Source organism: Desulfosporosinus sp. BICA1-9, assembly GCF_000802135.1.
Map to the genome: position 1 here is coordinate 1 of NZ_JUEE01000206.1, position 21,600 is coordinate 21,600.

At 43.9% G+C, this 21,600-nt stretch carries 22 protein-coding genes and 1 riboswitch; of the genes, 4 read left to right on the plus strand and 18 right to left on the minus strand.

Annotated features, from left to right (window positions below; genetic code table 11):
* The 9 genes from JL57_RS25415 to JL57_RS25455 form a co-directional block, all read right to left on the minus strand.
* Positions 1-281, minus strand: a 281-nt coding sequence (locus JL57_RS25415) for an SMC-Scp complex subunit ScpB (protein ID WP_034144701.1), incomplete at its 3' end; no start/stop codon positions are given.
* Between the two features lie 5 nt (positions 282-286).
* Positions 287-1,054, minus strand: coding sequence for a ScpA family protein (locus JL57_RS25420; RefSeq protein WP_034144702.1), 768 nt, complete (start codon positions 1,052-1,054; stop codon positions 287-289).
* Positions 1,055-1,058: 4 nt separating this feature from the next.
* The gene (trpS, locus tag JL57_RS25425; RefSeq protein WP_034144703.1) at positions 1,059-2,033 is read right to left on the minus strand and encodes a tryptophan--tRNA ligase; all 975 of its coding nucleotides are present in this window, start codon (positions 2,031-2,033) and stop codon (positions 1,059-1,061) included.
* Positions 2,034-2,155: 122 nt separating this feature from the next.
* A complete protein-coding gene (locus JL57_RS25430) occupies positions 2,156-2,806 on the minus strand; it encodes a site-2 protease family protein (protein WP_034144704.1) in 651 nt (216 codons plus the stop codon).
* Between the two features lie 15 nt (positions 2,807-2,821).
* Positions 2,822-5,371, minus strand: a complete 2,550-nt coding sequence (locus tag JL57_RS25435; RefSeq protein WP_034144705.1) for a CBS domain-containing protein — start codon at positions 5,369-5,371, stop codon at positions 2,822-2,824.
* A gap of 230 nt (positions 5,372-5,601) precedes the next feature.
* Positions 5,602-6,561 carry a LiaF transmembrane domain-containing protein gene (locus tag JL57_RS25440; protein ID WP_034144706.1) on the minus strand — a complete coding sequence of 320 codons (960 nt, stop codon included), beginning with the start codon at positions 6,559-6,561 and terminating at the stop codon, positions 5,602-5,604.
* On the minus strand, positions 6,558-7,013 hold the full coding sequence (locus tag JL57_RS25445) for a PspC domain-containing protein (RefSeq protein WP_034144707.1): 456 nt from the start codon (positions 7,011-7,013) through the stop codon (positions 6,558-6,560). Before JL57_RS25445 ends, JL57_RS25440 begins: the two co-directional genes overlap by 4 nt.
* A gap of 191 nt (positions 7,014-7,204) precedes the next feature.
* On the minus strand, positions 7,205-7,546 hold the full coding sequence (locus JL57_RS25450; protein WP_034144708.1) for a hypothetical protein: 342 nt from the start codon (positions 7,544-7,546) through the stop codon (positions 7,205-7,207).
* A gap of 165 nt (positions 7,547-7,711) precedes the next feature.
* Positions 7,712-8,824, minus strand: a complete 1,113-nt coding sequence (locus JL57_RS25455; protein WP_045691483.1) for an LCP family protein — start codon at positions 8,822-8,824, stop codon at positions 7,712-7,714.
* Positions 8,825-9,114: 290 nt separating this feature from the next.
* On the opposite strand from JL57_RS25455, the gene JL57_RS25460 reads away from it, so the two are divergent.
* Positions 9,115-9,489 carry a hypothetical protein gene (locus JL57_RS25460; RefSeq protein WP_034144710.1) on the plus strand — a complete coding sequence of 125 codons (375 nt, stop codon included), beginning with the start codon at positions 9,115-9,117 and terminating at the stop codon, positions 9,487-9,489.
* Positions 9,490-9,557: 68 nt separating this feature from the next.
* On the opposite strand, the gene lysA is transcribed toward JL57_RS25460, so the two are convergent.
* From lysA to spoVAC, 8 genes are all read right to left on the minus strand, one after another.
* Positions 9,558-10,892: a diaminopimelate decarboxylase gene (lysA, locus tag JL57_RS25465; RefSeq protein ID WP_034144711.1), complete on the minus strand. Its 1,335-nt coding sequence runs from the start codon at positions 10,890-10,892 to the stop codon at positions 9,558-9,560.
* 110 nt (positions 10,893-11,002) lie between these two features.
* Positions 11,003-11,191, minus strand: a riboswitch (Lysine riboswitch).
* Positions 11,192-11,327: 136 nt separating this feature from the next.
* On the minus strand, positions 11,328-12,353 hold the full coding sequence (locus tag JL57_RS25470; RefSeq protein ID WP_034144712.1) for an acyl-CoA dehydratase activase: 1,026 nt from the start codon (positions 12,351-12,353) through the stop codon (positions 11,328-11,330).
* The gene (locus JL57_RS25475) at positions 12,340-13,491 is read right to left on the minus strand and encodes an acyl-CoA dehydratase activase-related protein (RefSeq protein WP_034144713.1); all 1,152 of its coding nucleotides are present in this window, start codon (positions 13,489-13,491) and stop codon (positions 12,340-12,342) included. The genes JL57_RS25470 and JL57_RS25475 overlap by 14 nt, the downstream gene beginning before the upstream one ends.
* Entirely contained in the window at positions 13,433-14,572 is a 1,140-nt protein-coding gene (locus tag JL57_RS25480) for an acyl-CoA dehydratase activase-related protein (RefSeq protein WP_034144714.1), read from the minus strand. Before JL57_RS25480 ends, JL57_RS25475 begins: the two co-directional genes overlap by 59 nt.
* A gap of 401 nt (positions 14,573-14,973) precedes the next feature.
* The gene (locus JL57_RS25485) at positions 14,974-16,452 is read right to left on the minus strand and encodes a spore germination protein (protein WP_034144715.1); all 1,479 of its coding nucleotides are present in this window, start codon (positions 16,450-16,452) and stop codon (positions 14,974-14,976) included.
* A 138-nt stretch (positions 16,453-16,590) separates the two neighbouring features.
* The gene (spoVAE, locus tag JL57_RS25490; protein ID WP_034144716.1) at positions 16,591-16,953 is read right to left on the minus strand and encodes a stage V sporulation protein AE; all 363 of its coding nucleotides are present in this window, start codon (positions 16,951-16,953) and stop codon (positions 16,591-16,593) included.
* 5 nt (positions 16,954-16,958) lie between these two features.
* Positions 16,959-17,975 carry a stage V sporulation protein AD gene (gene spoVAD / locus JL57_RS25495; RefSeq protein WP_034144717.1) on the minus strand — a complete coding sequence of 339 codons (1,017 nt, stop codon included), beginning with the start codon at positions 17,973-17,975 and terminating at the stop codon, positions 16,959-16,961.
* Between the two features lie 66 nt (positions 17,976-18,041).
* Positions 18,042-18,509 (minus strand): stage V sporulation protein AC, encoded by a 468-nt coding sequence (gene spoVAC, locus JL57_RS25500; protein ID WP_034144718.1) that lies wholly within the window; start codon positions 18,507-18,509, stop codon positions 18,042-18,044.
* Positions 18,510-18,691: 182 nt separating this feature from the next.
* Between spoVAC and spoIIAA the strand changes: the two genes are divergently transcribed.
* From spoIIAA to sigF, 3 genes are read left to right on the plus strand one after another with little or no spacing between them, the layout of a single operon-like run.
* Complete coding sequence (gene spoIIAA / locus JL57_RS25505; protein WP_034144719.1) at positions 18,692-19,036, plus strand: anti-sigma F factor antagonist; 345 nt, start codon at positions 18,692-18,694, stop codon at positions 19,034-19,036.
* A 1-nt stretch (position 19,037) separates the two neighbouring features.
* Complete coding sequence (gene spoIIAB, locus JL57_RS25510) at positions 19,038-19,475, plus strand: anti-sigma F factor (RefSeq protein WP_034144720.1); 438 nt, start codon at positions 19,038-19,040, stop codon at positions 19,473-19,475.
* A gap of 14 nt (positions 19,476-19,489) precedes the next feature.
* Positions 19,490-20,299 carry an RNA polymerase sporulation sigma factor SigF gene (gene sigF, locus JL57_RS25515; protein WP_034144721.1) on the plus strand — a complete coding sequence of 270 codons (810 nt, stop codon included), beginning with the start codon at positions 19,490-19,492 and terminating at the stop codon, positions 20,297-20,299.
* Positions 20,300-20,339: 40 nt separating this feature from the next.
* Here sigF and JL57_RS25520 read toward each other — a convergent pair whose 3' ends face one another.
* Entirely contained in the window at positions 20,340-21,488 is a 1,149-nt protein-coding gene (locus JL57_RS25520) for a D-alanyl-D-alanine carboxypeptidase family protein (protein WP_034144722.1), read from the minus strand.
* Between the last annotated feature and the right edge of the window lie 112 nt (positions 21,489-21,600).

The following is a 21,600-nucleotide window of genomic DNA, read 5'->3' on the forward strand; positions in this document are numbered from 1 at the left end:
TCTAAAGCTGCATTAGAGAGCACTTGAACAGGTTGTTTATACAGAACTTCGATATAACGGGCCAATTCGGGCTTAGTGCCCAATTTGTATCCACCATTAATTTCTAAGATCGTTAACCCACAAGAGTTCAGAAGATAACGGTCACGAAGCTCAAATATGAGCTCTTCAACCTTCGCTTGGTCTAATTCAAGAATCTCCCCTAGGAGTTCAGAGGTGAGCGGATTCTTGGCAACAAATAATAGGGCTTCTAAGGCCGCCGTTTCCGGCTCTCGAAACAGCATTCCATCTACTCCTCTTCCGTGAATTCCCAAGCTTTTGCCGTTGGAAACATCATAATATCACTGAGCTGGGATGGTTGTTCAGCTCGAATTTTTCCTGACTTTAAGAGTTCTAGCAAGGCCAGAAAAGAGACCACCATTTCCATGCGTGATCCTATCCGCATGAGCTGGTAAAAGCGTATTCCTTTGGGATGTAGTAGAACACGCCGTAAAACATCCGCCAGCACTCTCTCAATCGCGATCTCATCCGGTTTTACATGTCGGATTTCTTCCCCTTTTTCCGCACGTTCGATCACTCTACAAAACGCTTGCCAAAGATTATCGAACACAATCCCTTTGAGTGGATCCTCAGGTGGCACTTCCGAGAGTAAGTCCTCGACATTAACCTCACGAAAATAGGATCGTCCGGAGGATGTATCCAGCTTCTCAAATAGTTGAGCCGCCTGCTTGAACGTCCGATAGGCTATTAAGCGCTCAACCAATTCCTGGCGAAGATCTTCCTCTTCGACCTCAGTCTGGGCAGTCTTCGGAGGTTTTGGCAAGAGCTCCCTTGATTTAATATAAAGCAATTGTGCCGCAAGCACTAGAAATTCAGTCGTGACTTCCATGTCCATAGACCCTAACTGGCGTATCGCTTCCACAAACTGATCGGCAATTCGCGCAATCGGTATATCGTAGATGTCCACTTTTTCTTGTTGTATCAGTGTCAATAGTAAATCCAAAGGACCTTGATAAGCAGGAAGTTTGACCTGGGTCACTGTTTTGTCAGTGTCCATTCACTTATAGTCCCATGACACAGCGGACTTCTTTCATGGTCTCCGAGGCAGTAGCTCGGGCACGCTCTGCCCCTTCTTCGAGAACCTGCTCCACCCTACCTGGTTCCTCCCAATATGTACGCCTCTCTCTAAACGGACTGATTAATTTCTCCAGATTCCCTGCCAGATGCCGTTTACAAGCGACACAGCCTACTTTTCCTGTGCGGCAACTCTCTTCCACTTCTGCAACTTCCGGTGTGTAGATTTGATGGAACTTATGGACAATACAGACTTCTGGATGCCCTGGGTCATCTTTACGGAGCCGAGCTGGATCAGTGACCATTTGTTGAACACGAGTCTTGATCTCCTCAGCAGAAGCTGTAAGGGAAATCGCATTATGATAACTTTTGCTCATTTTTCGCCCATCAACGCCCGGTAAAAGAGGCACTTTACCCACCAACCCTTGTGGCTCAGGAAAGACCATTCCGAATAAGTGATTGAAACGGCGAGCAACTTCTCGGCACAGCTCAATATGCGGAAGTTGATCTTCTCCGACTGGCACTACGTTTGCCTTATAGACCAAAATATCAGCTGCCTGTAAGAGGGGGTATCCCAAAAATCCATACGTCCCTAAATCTTTCCCCTGCAGACTTAATTGTTGGATTTGGTCTTTGTAGGTAGGAACACGTTCCAGCCAAGATATGGGCGTAAACATAGAAAAAAGCAGATGAAGCTCCGCATGCTCTTTGACTGCCGATTGGATAAAGACAGCACTTTTCTGAGGATCAATCCCTACACTTAGCCAATCTAAGGCAATCTCCCGCCGAAGACTTGGAAAGTTTAAGCGATCCTCATACCCTGTTGTCAAAGCATGCAAATCCACAATGGAAAAATAGCATTCATAGTCTGCTTGTAAAGCTACCCAGTTCTGAATGACACTCAGGTGCCCTATATGCAGTGCCCCAGTAGGCCTCATGCCACTTAAAATTCTCCCTTTCACACTAACACTCCTTTTGTAATCTAAATCTCGCTAACTTAATTATTGACTAATTTATCAAATGGCTAACCATCACTAGGAGAGAGAGTCAAAAATCCACCTATACTAAGTTCCGTACTACCGCTCTACCCAATAAAGGGGGTTAGTATTAAGGTAATGATTTTCTCAAAAGCATCAAATAAGCCCTTCCTTACTGGAAAAAGCACCATACCTAGAATATCTGTAAAGAGAAGCACAATCAAGATTATCATACCATACTGCTCTATCACTTGTAACCGAGGCGCGAAGCTTCGAGGTAATAACCCTCCGAGAATTGCGAAACCATCGAGGGGAGGAATTGGTAGGAGGTTAAAGATACCTAACCCTAGATTCATGAGTACTATGGATTGAAACATTAGCGAAATAATGTCACTCCAGGCAGAGGCTTGAATCGAGATCATCGTTAGAAACCAAAAAAACATGGCCACAAACGCTATGATCAAGTTTGTAAGAGGTCCTGCCAAGGAAACCAACATTAAACCCCTCTCTTTATCTCCTCTAAAATATTGAGGGTTGGTCATGACTGGCTTAGCCCAGCCAAAACGAAATAAAAGAGCCATGATCGTTCCAAAAAGATCTAAATGCACAAATGGATTTAAGGTTAAGCGTCCTTGGCTGCGGGGAGTTGGGTCACCTAAACGGTCAGCTGCCCAGGCATGAGCATATTCATGAAAGGCAAAACCAATCATCAAGGCGGGTATATTGGCGATAATGGCCGTTAAATTAAAATCAGGCAAATGCTTCTCCTCCTTCTAACGCTGGGCATAGACCCATTGACTAGCTATTTCCTGCTCTTCTTCCGAAGTGCTAATTTGACCCTCCAGCCAGGCCATGCGCACTCGATCCAGAATTTGTCCGATCTCTGGGCCCTGCTTAACACCCATTTGGATTAGGGCTTTACCATTAAGGGACATGTTTATTCTTTGGCCAGCCTCAAGGCATTCCGTTATTTGCTGCTTATAACGTTCATCCCTTGCTAAGGCGATGACAGCCTCCTTCGGGGCTTTGTTTAGCACTCTGTCCAGCTCACTTAAAGTCAAAGAATCCATCAAAGTATCGCGCAGACTAATTAAGGCTATTGTTTCATCCCTTAGGGATCTATTTAAATTTACTCGCTCCAGGACTTTCTCGATACTTGCGTTGTCCATATTAGAAATAGCCATTAACCAACGCAGCTTCAGAGACCATTGAGCACTATCCTCTAGGTCCTCTAAGCTAAAGTTCCAGTTAAACTCCTCTCTGAACCAGGCCTTAAATAAGCCGCACTTGATCAAGGTTTGACCCATAGCTAGATAGTTTACTTCGGTAAAGATATGCATAATCTCTTCAGTAAAGCGTTCTATGCTTAGTTTAGCAAGGACTCCAGTATCTATCGCTGTATGAAGCGCTTCGAGTGTTTCTTTAGCCAAATTAAAATGATACCGTTCCGCAAAGCGAATTGCCCTCAGCATCCGCGTAGGATCATCGATAAAACTAATATTGTGTAAGTAGCGGATTTTTCCTTGTTGCAAATCTCGTTTGCCACCGTAATAATCCACAAGTTCTCCATAACGCTCTGCATTCAAGCAAATTGCCATGGAGTTAATCGTAAAATCACGTCGGAAAAGATCATCTCGCAAACATGATTCCTCTACTTGGGGAAGCGCTCCGGGAAAGGAATAATGTTCCCATCTCGTACTTGCTACGTCGAGATGACTCCCATCAGGAAAAATAATCTGTGCTGTTCCAAATTTTACATGCTGGGTTAGTTTACCCTCTGGCATTCTCCTCATTAAAGCCTGTGCAAATTGGCCGCCGCTGCCTTCCACCACAAAATCCAAGTCTTGTGTCGGAACGGAAAGTAGTAAATCCCGGACAAACCCTCCAACAAGATAAACGGAGCATTGTTCTTCCTGAGCGGTATCTCGGACCGCCTCAAGTAGATTTTGGACTTCTTTCGGCAAACTTTTTATCAAATCCAAAATGTCCTGACGCATGGCTGCACTGCGTTCACGACCAAGTTGTGCTTCAATAGGAACCGAACCACCGTGAATGAGACGTAAGACATCAGACCTGGAAACAATGCCTACAAGGTTACCTTCTTCAACTACGGGGAGACGCCCAATGTCATTTCGAACCATGAGACGTTGAACCTCATCCCACGGGGCCTCTACATCTACCGTTTTAACCTTTGTGGTCATAAACCCTTTTACTGGCGCGTGTCGTAGACCGTGTTTAATCGCCTTATCAACATCTCGCCGAGAAATAATCCCTACTAGACTCTTATCCTCTGTGACAGGTACTCCTGTGTGTCCGTAACGCAAGAGAATTTGTTCTACCTCGCCAAGTTTTGTCTCCGGAGAAACGGTTTTAACCGGATAACTCATAATATCTCGGACCATATGGGGCCGATTAGCTCGGCTTTGAATCGCAGAACGCAGTTGTTTAAGGAGGACAGGAATTTCTCCATCCTTAATGGTCGCTGATGCCGCCCTCTCATGGCCGGCACCACCAAATAATTGGACCAATCCATTGACTGGTAAGCCTCTTCCTCTCGATCGACCCACGATATAGACTCGATTCTCCATCTTGACTAACAGAAACCAAGTATCAGCACCTTCAAGTTCCCCAACACGATGAACTAACAAAGCCAGGCCACCGACATAATCTTCTGACTCAGCATACGAAATATAGACCGGTAAGCCATCAAAAAATTCCGTCTGTCCCTGATCCAACAATTGCTGTAATAAGTCTTTTTGTTCCTCGGCAAGTGGCCGTCGTAAGTATTTAGCAATAACCCCCAGATTCGCTCCTTGTCCTAATAAATAAGCCACAGCGTGTACATCACGAACTGTGGTGCTATCAAACAACAAACTTCCGGTATCGTCATAAATTCCGATGGCAATCAAAGTCGCTTCAAAGCTACTCAACGGTAAGCCAAGTCCGGCTAATTTTTCAACTAAGAGCGTTGCACAGGCTCCAACCGGTTCAATCACCATTCCCGGTTTGAGCTTTCCCGCATAGGGATGATGATCATAGATTTCCAGCTCAACTCCAGAGGTTTTAGCGACCTTTTCGCCCACCGGGCCCGCACGTTGTAGCTCATGAGTGTCCACCAAGATGACCCTGGAAACCTCGTCCATGTCAATATCTTGCGCTTTTCGAAACCGTAATTGATCCCGAGAGAGGGCCAAAAAATCTTGCACGTAGTCATTCGGTTTCCCGTCCATGACTAAGACGCTGTTTGGATAAATCTTTTGAGCAGCCACCATCGATGCTAAGGCATCAAAATCGAGTTGGCGATGAGCCAATATGATATCCATTGTTCCATCCTCAAATTCTCTATAAATTGTTCTTAAATTATACCATCATCTGCCTGTTTTCATCAACTTCATAGATTTGTAGTAATTTAGAAACTTCAAACACCCATGAATATACGAAAAAGAAGAGCATTTACACTCTCCTTGATCCCTAGCAACCTAGGTTTATAGAAGTTTCACGAACCTTAGTTCTATCAGAAGTAGGTGCTGTTGTTGAGCTTAGCTGAACGAGTTCACTGAAGACTCATCTTTGGTCGTTCTAACCTCACTGAACCAGCAGCTGTAGAAATTTCCAGATCTATTTTAGTCTTAGCTTCAGAATAGTTCGGACTGACCCATTTCTTATCGTCTAGCAATAAGCCTGAGCCCATAAAGTCAGTACTTGTAGCCACTCCTTTTAGGCGAATCTGTAAACCGACACTTTCGGGAACCACCAATGTTAACTTGGAAGCCCCGCTGTCAATCTTTCCTTGAGTAGCAATTCCAGTCTCTCCAAATTGAAGCTCGAAGTTACTAGCTCCTGTACCTATTTTTAAATTATCCACCATAAGCTGACTTAAATCAATCATTCCGTTAATCGCGCCCGCTTCGATATCTAAGTCATAGTGTACCTTGGGCGAAAGATTTAGTGCAATATCACTCAAATTGCGTTCTCTCTTCCCCATTGATGAATGGGAAGAGAGTGTCGCTGTGATGGTATCTCCCGATTGCTTAATCTGAACAGGCGAGGCATTCGGTCCTGGATCTGAAATCCGACTTACCCATTTATAGGTCCCAGTCATAAGTTTTGCCTCGGTATTCCCTGATGCCAACTCCTTTACTTGAACCTGTGCTCCTCCCAGTTCAAGGTTAACCCGCACTTTCTTGACCTCCGAGGGTAATGGGACGTCTATTGTACCCGTTCCATCCGAAACACTATGAAATGTACGATTCCAAGGCATAGGCCCAGGCTTATCACCCACCACCAAAGAGTATCCAACCATGCTCAAAAGGAAAATCAACAAAACAGTGCTGAAGGGAATCCGTCGGTTAAAAAACAAACCAATTCCTGCCAAGATAAGGATTAACGGCCATAGATCGACGACATGGACCCATAAATTCCAGGATAATACCCCATAGTTAAGCAAGAAAAAGATTAGCCCTAAGACAATTAGAAGTAGCCCGCGACTCAGGGAATCAAAGACTCTTTTCATTTTCGTCCCCCCCTAAAAACGATGGCAAGTCCAATAATAATTAGAAGTAAAGGCCACATTTTGCTCATATTGAACCAAATCGGAAACCAGCGTTCAAGTAAAAAAAATCCTCCTAGGATCACCAACACTCCACCCGCCATTTTCGAGCGGTTCTCATGATTTTCCTGCTTATCAAAATCAGTAGCAACCTCTTCCACATCGGAGACGACTTGTTTAACAAAATCCCCAACTTCACGCTTTTGGTCCCCGGAATACCCGAATTGTCCTGCGGGATCAACTGGTATAATTATCCACGCAACTAGATATGCTGGAAAACCAACCCCTCCTGCAAACAAAGCTACTAAGGCAATGAGCCGCACTAGGGTGACATCGACACGAAAATAATCAGCAAGCCCTCCACAAACCCCTCCGATCATCTTTTCTCGTACAGAACGGTATACCTTTTCAGTCATGTTCATATCCTCCTATAATCCTTACTTGATTTTTTATCTACACTCTTAATACGATTGAAAAACTTCTTTTGTTTCACGTAGGAGCAAATATTTCTCAAAATTTTTTCAAAAGACTTGTCATTTCCAATCCAATACGAAGAAAACCTCAAACCCATAAGAGGCTTGAGGTTTTCTTCTTTAAATTTATCAGTTTAGATACTAGTATTAATCTCTTCGGTTGCTTGTTCAATCTCTTCAGCAGACATCCCGTCTTTAGTCAAATTGAATTTAATCGCATCTGCCCAGAATGCACATTTTGCACTCATTTTCTTGAATGTTTTAGCATTAACTTTGCTTGCTTTGGCTCTGGCATCCGCATTTGATTGAACAATCGTACAAATATAGAGTGCTTTAACACGAGCGTCCTTATCAAGATCGCTAAACGTTTGGTTCAGTTCTGAAATCAGTTGACGATAATAGTCCGAAAACTCTTCAAAAGGAATTTCAGTTTCCATGTGCAAGTATTCTTTCAAACTTTCAAGTAGCTTATCCAATGTCCACCCTCCAAAAAATTGCCTTCTAAGTCTTAAATCTCATATAGTATACAACTGATTATATAAAATGACAAGATGACAAGTTAATTCGACCCTTTTACTCTAAAATCCTCTGAATCTTTGAATGAAACCTCAAGAGCTTATCTGGTGGGTAAATGCTAAGGCTCATTCGTCCTGCTCAAGATCCGTCCCCTCAAAATTAAAGAACACCGAAGTCGTCTTCCCCTCTTCCAAAAGACGTTTTACTACAACCTTTGCCTTCTGAGGGTTCACTCGCCAATAACTAATCTCGTTTTCAATCATAAAATTTCCTGGTAAAGTTTGAGATGTAATATCTAGTGTGTCGTAACTAAGTAGAAGATTGGCTAGCGACCACAGTTGTCCTATTGAAAGATCGGTTTCTACGGACTTAGCCATCTGAGTAATCAACGCTGGTAGTTTTGGTACGGTTTTCATTTGTAAAAATTCCTTTTCCATGGCCTTTATGACAGCCTGTTGACGAGTTGCTCTTGTTATATCCCCCAAGTTATCTTGTCGAAACCGTGCGTATTGTAAAGCTTGTGTTCCATTTAAACGTTGAGGCCCTTTACAAAGGTTTATGACACCATCTACTTTGTCTCCAGTGAGGTAATACATGTCTTTCTCTACTGTGAGACTTATCCCTCCCAAAATATCTATAATTGTCTTAAATCCAGTAAAGTTTGTCAGCATATACCCATCTATAGTCTGACCAGTTAGTTCTTCAAGCAAGGCCTCTGTTGTTTTAAGTCCTTTCCCTAACCGCGCAGCGGCGTTAATTTTCTCCTTTCCATAGCCTGGTATCATAACTTGGGTGTCGCGAGGTATGGACAGGAGGGTAACTTTACCGTTCAGTGTATTGATACTTGCCATTAGAAGCGTATCGGTGTTGCTCAGGGATTTTTTACCAGTTCTTTGATCGACTCCGACTAAAAGTACGGTAAAATGTTGTTTAGCAAAGGAAGATATGGAGCCAGCAGGCTCTTCAATCGGATCTTCGATCGGCTCTTCAGTAGGCTCTTCAACTACTATAGCGTTATTTTCAACACTTGTTTGTTGCGGGGTTTCTCCATCCCTCCGTTCAAAATCGTCTTTAGCAGTTACATGACTAAGTGGTTTGTTTTCTTTTCCTAGAACCTGGCCTACTAAACCAACAACCATAACCAAACTGACTCCTATAAAAAATCCAATTAAGAGGCTATTTTTATAGGATTTTAAGATCCGGAAAATCTTCTGCACATACCTCTTATTCTCGTACATCCGAATCCACTCCATTCCAAAGCTTTTCCTTTAGCATCAAACATTCTGCCTTGAAATATTCCGGCTAACCATAAAAAATATAAAAAAATGTCTCTCTTCTAAATTAGGAGACTGGGAGTAAATTGTTTTTGGAAAATGAAATTCCGATCTAGAAATGTTATTTTTCCATCACAGTTGTCATTATGTTAAAATTTTACATATACTGGTGTAAACCTTACTTCTTGCTTATTTAGGCTAACTAAGTGAGTCATAAACTTGCTTTGATAGATGATAAAAGGGGGGGACTATCATTGAACCATGGCTATTCCCGCGGAAATTTCCGTGCCTATACTCCTGTATTGAGAAATCCTGGCCTCTTCCACCAAAACACCGTGCTTTCCTCCCCAACAAATTATGCTGCTAACTATGTCCCGCCACTAGAAAGCAATTATTATTACTATCCTTCGCCCTATTCACCGCAAGCTCAATACATCGTTCCATCTCCTATGAATTATTCACCACAGTTGACCTTCTCCTCTTATTCAATGCCAGCCTATTCTTATGCACCGACGGTCTCTTCTAAAGGGTTAGCCCTTATTCTAATTGCAACCCTTATTTTAGTGGCTCTGGATCTAATCATAGTACGTCCCCAAAAATTAAGGTCCGAGGTTCGAAGCCATATCTGATTTATTGTCAAAAAGAGGACCCGTAGCGTGAATTGAACACGTACGGGTCCTCTTTCCTCTTTATACAACTATCGACTTGCCATCTGCAGATACTTCAAACGCTCTGGCAAACGATCATTTCGAAGTAAGTCTGAATAGGTTTCACGTTTGACAATCACATCTGCTTGACCGTTCTTTACCAGAACTACCTCAGGCCTTGTAAGGCGATTGTAATTCGAGGACATGGAATAGTTATAGGCACCCGTCGACGAAACAGCCAGTAGATCACTAGGCTGGACTTTTGGCAAATCAAGATCCCAAATCAGCATGTCTCCGGACTCGCAACACTTTCCAGTAATAGAAACAAGTTCAGCCGCCTCTTCATTGGCGCGATTGGCAAGAACCGCTTCGTAGCGAGCTTGATAAAGAGAAGGTCTGGGGTTGTCGGCCATACCTCCATCGACGGCAACATATTTCCGAATTCCAGGAATCTCTTTGCTGGATCCGATGGTGTAAATTGTTGTTCCAGCCGTTCCCACAATTGAACGACCTGGTTCAACAATAATTTTAGGACGAGGAAAACTCTGATTTAAACAAGCTTCCTCTAGAGCATCCTGAACTGTTTTTGCATAATCTGCAATTTGAGCAGGATCATCTCCTGAGGCATAATAGATTCCAAAGCCTCCGCCAAGATTTAACTCTTGGAGAAGACAACCAGTACGCATGTGCATAGCTGCCATATACTCAATCATGACCTGAACTTCATGCCGGAAAGATTCTAATTCGAAAATCTGCGATCCAATATGGGCATGAAGCCCTTTCAGCACCAAGTTAGAAGAGGATAAAGCTAAATCTAAGGCTCGATTAGCTGTACCGTCGGATAAGGTGAAACCAAATTTTGAATCGATCTGACCCGTCTGAATGTATTCATGGGTATGGGCTTCGATCCCCGGTGTCACACGAAGAAGGATGTTGACTTGTTGGTTTAGTTCTGCAGCTAAATCATTGAGCACGCTCATCTCATAAAAGTTATCCACTACAATTCGTCCCACACCAGCTTTAATGGCCATGGTCAATTCTTCTCGAGATTTATTATTTCCGTGAAAATAAATGCGTCCAGCTGTAAAGTTGGCTTGCAGGGCTGTATAGAGTTCTCCTCCTGAGACAACATCCAACCCCAATCCTTCTTCCTCAATTATTCGACACATAGCCAAGGTGGAAAATGCTTTAGACGCATAAATGACCTCTGTATTATCTAAACCTTCAACAAACGAACTATAATACTGGCGACAAATATCCCGGATATGGGCTTCATCCATGACATATAAAGGGGTTCCAAATTGTTTGGCTAATTCTACTGTATCACAACCGCCAATTTCAAGATGCCCCTGTTCATTAATTAATTGTGTGCCGTGCAGCCTCATTTTCTCTTCCTCCCGTTTCTCAAATAAATTATTACATCAATTAAAAATGGCAACAGAAGGAGGTCCTCTGTTGCCATACAAGATGCACGGAACAATGACCCTCTTCTCCTGTTGTGAGTAGTTCTCCACACGATGATAAGATCAAAAGCATCGTGTGACAGTCCTGCAGTTCTTTACTACAGACCCAGCACCAAAAAGCACGCCTTTTTGGGCTTCGGCGAATTTCCCTTTCCCATGAATTCATCGGTGTTCGCAACCTTCTTCATGGTACTCTTGTCATCCGCGCCTCTACCACACCCCCAAAGAGATGAGGTATTATGAATTTCCATCCATTAATTTTAACAGGAATTCCGACAAACATCAATATCTTCTTTAACTTCTTTATAAACTTTAAGAGCTTTGGGTAAGGCACTCCAATTATCTCTAAGCAATTTTTTATGCTCCTCGTTGTTCCCTTTGCTGATTAATTAAACCAATGTCACTGCTAGCTTCGACAGTAAGAGACCACTTACCACATCGATCTCCCCACCTTGCTAAGCTCACTCCCTCTTGCATAATTTCAACTACCTCACAACGGTTTGCGCACCCAGAACACTCAAAACTCTTAGCTTGAAATTGTGTATCAGCAAGCTGTAACCCGCGAAAGCCAGTTTGACTTTCTGGTCGACTTAGAGCTTTTTCTTGCGCTAAGAAGGCAGCACCTAAGGCGCCCATGACCCCAAAATGTTCTGGTACAATAATTGATTGCCCTAATTCTTCTTCAAAGGCTTTACGTATTCCGGGGTTGGCGGCCACCCCTCCTTGAAAGAAGATCGGTCCTTTAATGTCTTTATTTTTACCTACGTTATTCAGGTAGTTCCTGACCATCGCCATACAGAGTCCCGCTAAAATATCTGGCAGCGAGTGCCCTAACTGTTGTTTATGAATCATATCAGATTCCGCAAAGACAGAGCAGCGCCCAGCAATCTGAACTGGGTTTTTTGATTGGAGGGCTAGTGGTCCAAACTCTTCAATGGGAATACCCAGCCTGGCCGCTTGCTGGTCGAGAAACGAGCCTGTTCCAGCTGCACACACGGTATTCATGGCGAAATCAGAAACCACTCCATCTCGCAGGATAATGATTTTCGAATCCTGACCGCCGATTTCAAGGATGGTTTGCACTTCAGGATTAACCCTTGAAGCTGCTACAGCATGAGCAGTAATTTCATTCTTTACGACGTCAGCACCCAGTAACGTTGCCGCTAGCTGACGCGCACTTCCTGTAGCTCCCACTCCGATGATTTCTGTAGAATTCTGGATTCGAGATCTCAAGAGTTTGATTCCCTCTTGGATCGTTTGCATAGGGCGTCCTTGTGTTCTTAGATAAAGTGCCTCTTGCAAAGTATTGTCTGGGCGCAGCAAGACCATGTTAGTACTTACTGACCCAACGTCAACACCTAGAAAGAATTTATCTTCCCCCAACGCCTAACACTTCCTCTCTTGTTTGTTGAGTTCCTTGCAGCAAGCGCGGTCTTTCCAGAAGGTCAACAAATGCCTCCAAACGGGTTTGTATTCCCGCCTGACCGGTATGTTCATCAACAATTAGCGTCATGATAGGTATCTTGTAGGCTTCTTGAACTTTAGGTAAAATGCTTGCAGCCACAATTTCAGGCATACAAGATAACGGAAAAATCTGAATGATTCCATCAAAGCCTTCCCGAGCGAACTTCACTGCAGCTCCCACTGTTTCTCGACCATGTCCCCCTACAAAATGAGGCAAATAGGGTTTAGCATGCTTTGGATAAGATTTTATTGACCGGTATCCCGGAGCTAGACCTTGAAAGATATGACTCCCCACCCACCCCGAAAGATAGATTGAACGATCAACTTCCACGCCTAATCGACCAAGCTCTTCCTCGATACCTATGGAGGAATACGGATCAAGAATCGTGTATATCTCTCCGACAATTCCAATTCGCAGTGGTTTATCGTATCCATTATCGAAGAAAACCCTCTTCGCTTGGCGTTCACGAATGCTCTCTTGTAGCCAATGAACGGTCTCAAAAATTCCTTTTTCAGACATCGTTTGCCCTAATCGACTCTTGGCTTCTTCATAAAGCCTTTCTGTGCTCAAAGAAGAGGGGAGCCTAGGGCGTGCTGCATGAATCAAATCTTCGACTCGATCTAACGCGACACTTTTCAAATAGGTAAATCTCAAAGTCCGTAGAATTTTAGTCCATGAGTTCTTGGTTCCCGCTAAGTAACGGATGCGCTTCGCCAGTCCAAGTAAGCTTCCATTAGGGGGTTCAAGGGTGACTACTTCATAGTCGTATCCGGCATCCCGCAAAATCTGTCGTTCCACTTCCCCATAATATCCAAAGCGGCAGGGCCCAATTCCACCTGTAATTACAATTGTATCTGCCCCTTGATCCGCAGCTTCTAGATAATTGCCAAGATTTAGTTTTAAGGGCAAGCAGGCTGACTCTGGAGCTAACCTAGTTCCCAAATTCAGGGTTCGTTTACTGTTAACCGGCGGGACCACCACCTCAACATTTAGAGATTCAAAGAGTGTTTGAATGACTATCCAAGCGTTCCCCATGTGTGGAAACGTAACCTTCATGGATCCTCCTCCTTTCAACCATGTCCAAAAAGGCCTCTAGCCGAGTAATAAGGCCCGCCTCGCCGCTGTGTTCATCAAGGGTTATCACCATATAGGGTTTATGGTGTTGCCGGGCTTTTCGAGATAATAGTTCTTGCACCATTGAGTCTGTGCCACACCCGAAACAGGTCAAATAGATAATCCCGTGAACCTCTGGATCGGTCACAAACTTGTTGCCAGCACCATAGATGTCCTTAGAGTGACTCCAAAACAACTTTTTGCGCAACCCTAACAAATTAGTCTCAATTTCCTCTTGCTCAACGTGTTGAACTAACTCCACTTCTGCTTTTTGCCGTAGCTTCCTAAGCAGGTTCAAGTTAGCGTAAGTTTCTTGAGTTAAGTAAGAATGTCCAACTAAGGCAATTCTTAACCGATCGGAATCAAGAACCACTTTGGGTTTAACGGTCTTGGCAAGCGGTACATCCGTCGGAAGTGTATAGGGTATCACGGTCATCTTGCCGAACATTCTCTCTTTCCAAGTACGTTGTGTAGATACAGGGGTATTTTGAGGTTTAGGCGAATAATTTGCACTCGCTATCTCACGAATGCTTTCCTCAAAATTCCACTCTCTCCCTCTTGCATCTTGAAACCTTTTTTGCCACTTTTGACCTTCAGCAAAGGCCTTCCGAATATCCGCCTTACTTTTACCCAGTTGTCCCGCCATTTCTGTAAGGTCTTTTAGAACCTGACGTTGACCCTTTCGCCAATTTAACGTGACTGTAAGAACTGGAATCCCAGCAGGAACAGCGGAAAGTAGGCTCTCTGGAATCCCTAAAAATTTAGGACAAGTATAAGTGTCTGCTTCAACACTGACCATTCGGGGTAAGAAAATCCAATCGACCTCCCGCAGGGCTTGGATATGCCCAGCAAGAAGCTTTAAGGGCAAACACGTTTCATCACTGGCACTTTTTAAACCGAGTTCCATGATTCGGCGATGTGTCGGTGGTGAAGTCACAACCTCTATATCTAATTGATGGAAGAAACCAGCCCAAAAGGGGAAATAATCAAAGTAATAAAGCGCCCGAGGAAACCCTATCTTCACTTATCTAGCATCCTTTCATTCATGTTCATCCAAATTTCTAAACCGCCCCTTCTTATAAAGTGACGGGTAGATTTCTCCTCCGCCACAACGAGCATCACAGAGCAGGAAAATCACCTCGCGAAAGACATCAAGGCTCAGAAGCTCACATGCACTCGAATCTCGGTCGCTTCCCGCCATCACGGCGCCTTGCCAATCCACACTGCAGGAGTATGCGTAATGAGTCACCGTGTGGCGATAAGCTCGTTCCTTCGCCACGAAGTATTCATTTTGGGTGTGTGGCTCGGCGATACTCTCCACTGGAGAATATCGTGCTTATCGTCATGGCGGCGCTCTAATCTCGAACGTCCTGTTCGAGTCTTGGCTCCAGCGACACTAGGTCCTCCATGACCGTCGCACCTCGATTAAGGTTGACGGTCTCGGTCTTGTGTTTTTAAAATACTTGGTCGTTGATTTTTGATAGGTACTGGAGAGCGCACGAGAATACCTTTCATGGCCTTAAAATCGAAAGGTAAGAGTGGCCAGAGGTAGGGCACGCCAAACGACTTTGTCCGCCATAGGAGAAAGAATACTGAGGCCGCACCGATCCAAAACCCCCAAAAATTGAAGAGGCCCGTCATTATAACCATAAACAAGCGCGCTAATCGATTCGCTAACCCAAGCTCATAGCTGGGCGTAGCAAATGTCCCTACCGAAACAATGGCAATATACATAACCACTTCCGGAGTAAACAATCCCACCTTAACCGCAATGTCACCTAGCATAAACGCGGCAATCAAACCTAAAGCCGTGCCTAATGGACCTGGGGTATGGATTGTGCCCAGCCTCAAGAGATCTACCCCAAACTCAGCTATTAAGACTTGTACCAGTAAGGAAACCTTGGCAGGTTTAGTTACGCCGATAAACTCAAGCCATTCCGGTAGTAATTGCGGGTTAAGGGCTGCGCCCAACCAAAGAGGAAGAAGAAAGAGGGCGGCAAAAATCCCACCAAAGCGGATCCAACGCAGATATGCCCCCACAATCGGTTCCTGACGATATTCTTCCGCATGCTGGACATGACTCCAAAAGGTCGATGGTGCAATCATCACTGATGGAGAAGTATCGACTAGGATCACTACATACCCTTCCAGTAAATGAATGGCCGCCACATCTGGTCGTTCAGTATAGCGTACCCGAGGATAAGGATTCCAAAACTTACTACCGAGAATAAATTCTTCAACACTTTTTTCCGCCATTGGAATCCCGTCTATTTTGATCCCTTGAATATCTTTATGGATCTTATCGACCATATCAAGATTAGTGATATCTTCGATATAGGCAATACAGACATCAGTCTTAGATCGACCTCCTACCTGAACTAATTTCATACGCAGTTTTGGATCACGCAAACGCCTGCGAATTAAAGCGGTGTTTATAACGAGGCCCTCTGTAAATCCATCACGAGATCCACGGGTCACACGCTCAATATCTGGTTCCTGTGGCTGTCGACCAGGATAGGAACGGACATCCACAATAATAGCTTTATCTTGACCCTCGACAAAAATCGCCATCGGACCTGATAAAACAAAGTAGAACACCTTATCCATGGTTTGAACTTCAGAAACTTGTAAATTAATGATTCGTCCTTTAACCAATTTATCTAGAGCGTTAACAATTAAATCCGAACGTTCTAGTTCTATAAGTGCGTCGAGAATTAAACTGACCACTGTCGAGTCAACCATCCCATTGACGCAATAAATGGCGACTCGTTTACCGCCAATAGACATCTCCCGAAGAACTATATCAAAACAATCAGGAACCCCTAATTCCTTATTAAGGTAATCCACATTTTCTTGATAATTCTTGCTTACCGAAATATTCTTTTCGCTTGAATTATTATCCATTAGACTCACACCCTTTTCGTGGTTCGATTTTCGTAGTTCGTAGTTCGAATTCGAAGATCACTGCTGTGGTTAATAATCCGTGGTTCGTAATCCGTGGTTCGTACAACGAATATCGAACATCGAACATCGAATATCGAGTTATCCCTTAGGTTTAAACGCTACCGACATCAGGTACCCGAAAAACACCGCCGTTGCAATCCCTACCGCCGTTGCTTCGACACCACCCGAAAAAGCCCCCATGACTCCACGTTTTTCAACCGCCTCCATAGCCCCTTTGGCAAGACTATACCCAAAACCAGATAAGGGGATCGAAGCTCCAGCCCCACCTAGCTTTATAAGAGGTTCGTACAGACCTAAAGCCCCTAGGATTGCTCCACCCGTAACAAAGGCAACAAGGACATGGGCTGGAGTAAAGGCAGGTTTTGTAAAGTCCATGAGGAGTTGTCCAATTACACAAATTATCCCACCAACAATGAAGGCTGGAATAATCATCTCAAACATAGTTTTTACTCCTTTCGAGCCTCAATGACAACAGCATGCCCAATTCCCGGAATGGATTCTCCTTGTAGCGCAGAGGTGGAACTATGCAAGGCGCCACTCCCCACAAGCATAACTCGCTTTAATTCTCCGAGTTTCAAGCGACTCATTATATTCCCAGCGAAAACCACAGACGAGCAGCCACATCCACTAGCTCCCGAATGGACATCTTGGCTAGCATCAAAAACCATAACTCCACAGTCTGTGAATGTTGTACCCATATCGATACCACTTTGCTTTAGCACTTCTGTAGCAAGCGCTAAGCCAATCGCTCCTAGATCCCCGGAAGCAATTAAATCGTAGTCCACGGCTTGCCGCTGTAAGTCATGGAAATGATTCAGAATCGTATCCGCGACCGCTGGGGCCATGGCTGAACCCATGTTATTGACATCCGTTTCAGCGAAGTCGACTACCCTTCCAATCGTGGCAGATGTGATCCGCGGCCCCTCTCCACTCCGCCCAAGAAGCACACTCCCTGCGCCTGTAACCGTCCACTGAGCGCTCATTGCCCTTTGGGTGCCTTGCTCAGTCGGGGCCCGAAATTGCCGCTCAGCTGTATCATGATGACTTGATACTCCCACTAAAATATGCTTGGCGAATCCTCCGTCAATCAACATACTGCCCACGGCCAGGCCCAAGGCCATGGTCGAGCATGCTCCGTATAGTCCGATAAAGGGAAGCGTCATCTGGCGCGCAGCAAAATTCGAGGAAATGATTTGATTAAGTAAGTCTCCGGCTAACATGTAGTCAATATGGTCTTTAGGAATACCCGCCTGATCTATGGCCCCTTGCATAGCCTCCTGAAGCATGAGACTCTCCGCAACCTCCCAAGATTTTGCACCACCCAGCTGGTCTTTCCATACCTTACTAAACGTTTTACCTAATGGGCCTTGTCCCTCTTTAGGTCCCACTACGGAATATGATGATAAAATAACCGGTGGATTGGCAAACACCACGGTTTGATTTCCTGCTCGCTTCAAATCCATACCTAACCATCCCCATTCCTACCTAAAGTACTCAGTTTACAATTATGCTAATTTGTCAGCTCAATGCTAAGCAATCATAAAGTACACTAGACCTACCACAATCGATGTGGCAATTCCATAAACAAGCACAGGTCCGGCAACCGTAAATAGCTTTGCTCCAACCCCTAACACGTAGCCTTCACGCTTAAATTCCATAGCAGGTGCAACAATGGAATTAGCAAACCCAGTAACTGGAACGATCGAACCAGCACCTCCAAACTTACCAATCTCGTCATAAATCCCCAAGCCTGTTAACAGCGCTCCTAAGAAGATCATCGTTGCTGTTGCCGCGGTTGATGCTTCCATACGGGGCAACCCAACACTCACAAAAAAATTAATGACGACTTGGCCAATTGCACAAATAATTCCGCCAACCACAAAGGCCCTGCTAACATTTTTAACTGTCGTGGGCTTGGGAGTGTATTGCTGCGCTAATATTTTATATTTTTCAGGGGTTACCGCGAGGGTGGGCTCACGAAAAGATTGATTAGCCAATGTTTTTCCTCCTTTCTACAAGTGACAGATAATCTCTATTATTATCTGAATGACCAAAATTATACGAGGCGATGAAAACCACATATTCGACACAGCTTTTCATAGAATACTATTTAATTAAGCAGGAAAATTATGGATTACGGCGAATTCATTAGTATTGCTAATAGTTAGGGGGAATGGTCTTGAATGTTGAAAAAAAAATAGAGCGCCTAACTCTATTCTTGCGCTTAGATGGCGAACTGGATATGCACACAGCGACTATGCTACGACAAACCATTGACAGTGAAATAGATAAGAGAGGAATTCGCACAGTCATTCTAAACCTTCAAAATGTCCAGTTTGTTGACAGTTCAGGTCTGGGCGTTATATTAGGTAGATACAAGAAACTAATTGCCTTAGGAGGTAAACTCAAAATCACAAACGTACCCCCTCACATTTATAAGATCATGGAATTGTCTGGTCTGCCTAAAATTATCAACTTCTATTTGGATGAGGCACACGCATATGAGGAAGGAAGGGGAGCCTAAGATGAAATCGAACCAAATAAACCTTACATTTTCAAGTATCGCCGAGAATGTAGGCATTGCTCGTTTACTTATTGCTTCAGTAGGAGCACAACTGGATCTTCCATTGAACGACATCGAAGAACTAAAAGTCGCTGTTTCAGAAGCGGTTTCTAACGCAATTATTCACGGCTACCATAACATTCCCAACAACCTAGTCTACTTGGATCTAGACATCACCGGCACTACCCTCAGAATCGTTGTTAAAGACCGTGGGTGTGGCATCTCTGATGTCGAGCAGGCTATGCAACCTGCTTTCAGTACTGATCCAGAGCGTATGGGTCTAGGCTTTGTCTTCATGCAATCGTTTATGGACGAACTTCAAGTAGAATCTGTGCTTGAAGAGGGAACTACCGTGACCATGATAAAGCAATTTAAACAAACGCCCATCTCCTCGCATTAGGGGGGCGGCATATTATGATTCAACGATTATCCGAAATGAATCTCCCCCACTTTCCACTGCTGTCAGATAAAGAGATGATGAAATACCTCCATGCAGCGAAAGAAGGGGACACAGAAGCACGGGAGAGGTTAATCAATTGCAATCTTAAACTTATCTTTAATTTGGTTCAACGCTTCACACATCGAGGTTATGAACTGGAGGATCTCTTTCAAATCGGAACGATCGGATTAATTAAAGCTATCGATAAATTCGACTTTACCTATGGAGTTAAATTTTCGACCTATGCAGTACCCATGATTATCGGCGAAATCCGACGTTTTCTCCGAGATGACCACCCCATAAAGGTTCCTCGTTCTTACAAAGAACTTGTCTATAAAGTAAATCGCGCTCGGGATGAACTTTCAGCAACCCTTGGCAGAGAAGCCACCATCGGAGAAATTGCCACCAATATTGGAGTTGATCGGGATGAAATCGTCACGGCTCTTGAAGCAATTCAGAGTCCTACCTCAATCTACGATACCCTGTATCAAGACGACTCCGATCCCATTTACGTTCTCGATCAACTCTCTGAAGAAAAGGGACTTGAGTCAAGTTGGTTTGATAAAATTGCCCTTCACGAGGTCTTGGACAAATTACCCGAGCGGGAGAAGCGTGTCCTTATGATGAGATTTTTCGAAGATAAGACTCAAAGTCAAATCGCAAGTCTACTTAATCTATCACAAGTTCAAATCTCTCGTATCGAGCGTGCAGCGCTGCTGAGAATCCGCGAATTAGCAAAGATTAACGATCGATCAGATTTAGTATCAGATTTAGAATCTGACTGAGATCCTCCTAATTTGGACTCGCAATCTAAATACTACCGTCTTAATACCCAAAGACTCCTTTTAGAGTACGTTCTACCTGCTGCACCAGACCTGCCTTTGCCACAGCGTGATCCGCTATCAAATTAACGCTTGCTTTAAGCTGATCATTGCGATACAGGTGAACTTGCCCTAACGTTTGTCCTTTTTGAATAGGAGCACTGACCTCTGGGTTTAGCTTTGTCTCGACCCAGAGGTTTTTATCTTTCCCTTTTTCCACAGTTGCACCTAATGGTTTTTCCGTATTTACGATAACCTGATCTTCTACTCCCTTGAGAACTTTGACAACTCCCTGCTTGGCGTTGGCTGGAGCAAATTGTTTAAACTCATACTTTGCAAAACCATAATTATAAATTTTCATTGATTCAGCAAAATGTCCTCTAACTTGAGGTACACCCATTACGACACAAATTAACCTTAGCCCATTTCTCTCAACAGTCGAAGACAAGCAATATTTAGCCTCATTTGTCCATCCTGTTTTAAAACCATCAGCACCTGGATACCACCATAGTAACTTGTTAGTATTCCAAAGCTTGAATTTGCCGTCACGCAAGTCATATTCTTTAATACTGGTTAACTTCCGTATTAAGGGGTAATTAAGAGCTTCTTTGGAAATGACCGCTAGATCATACGCACTCGTATAGTGACCCTCCGCAGGTAATCCGTAAGCATTAGCAAAATGTGTATTTTTTAACCCTAATTCCTGTGCTTTACGGTTCATCTCCTCTACAAAGGCTTCGTGGGTTCCGGTAATATGTTCCGCAACTGCAACACAACCATCATTTGCTGAGCCGACAGCAATGGCTATCAACATTTGTTCTAAGGTAAATATCTCCCCTGGTTCAAGGTAGATCTGTGAACCTCCAAGCTTGCTCGCGTTCTCGCTGGCGGTTACTTTGTCTGTCAACTTTACTTTCTCTGTTGCTATGGCTTCAGCGGCCACCAGTAAAGTCATTATCTTTGTGACACTTGCCGGTGGTAATTCTTTATGTGATTCTTTCTCAAAATAGATTTCACCAGATGCTGCATCCATCAAAATGGCACTTGTCGCATCTGTCTGGATCTCAACACCCAGCACCGGTTGCACCTTGGCAACACCAATATTTCCAAGCACAAGTAGCATGGTTAAAACAATCCTGAAATATTTTTGCATCTTTTGTCCCCCCTCAATATAGTGTGATTCTATTATTCCCAAAAAAATAATATATATCGAATGAAATTCGCTTAAGCTTGCTAAACTTAGGGTCAGGCTTGAAATATTCCCT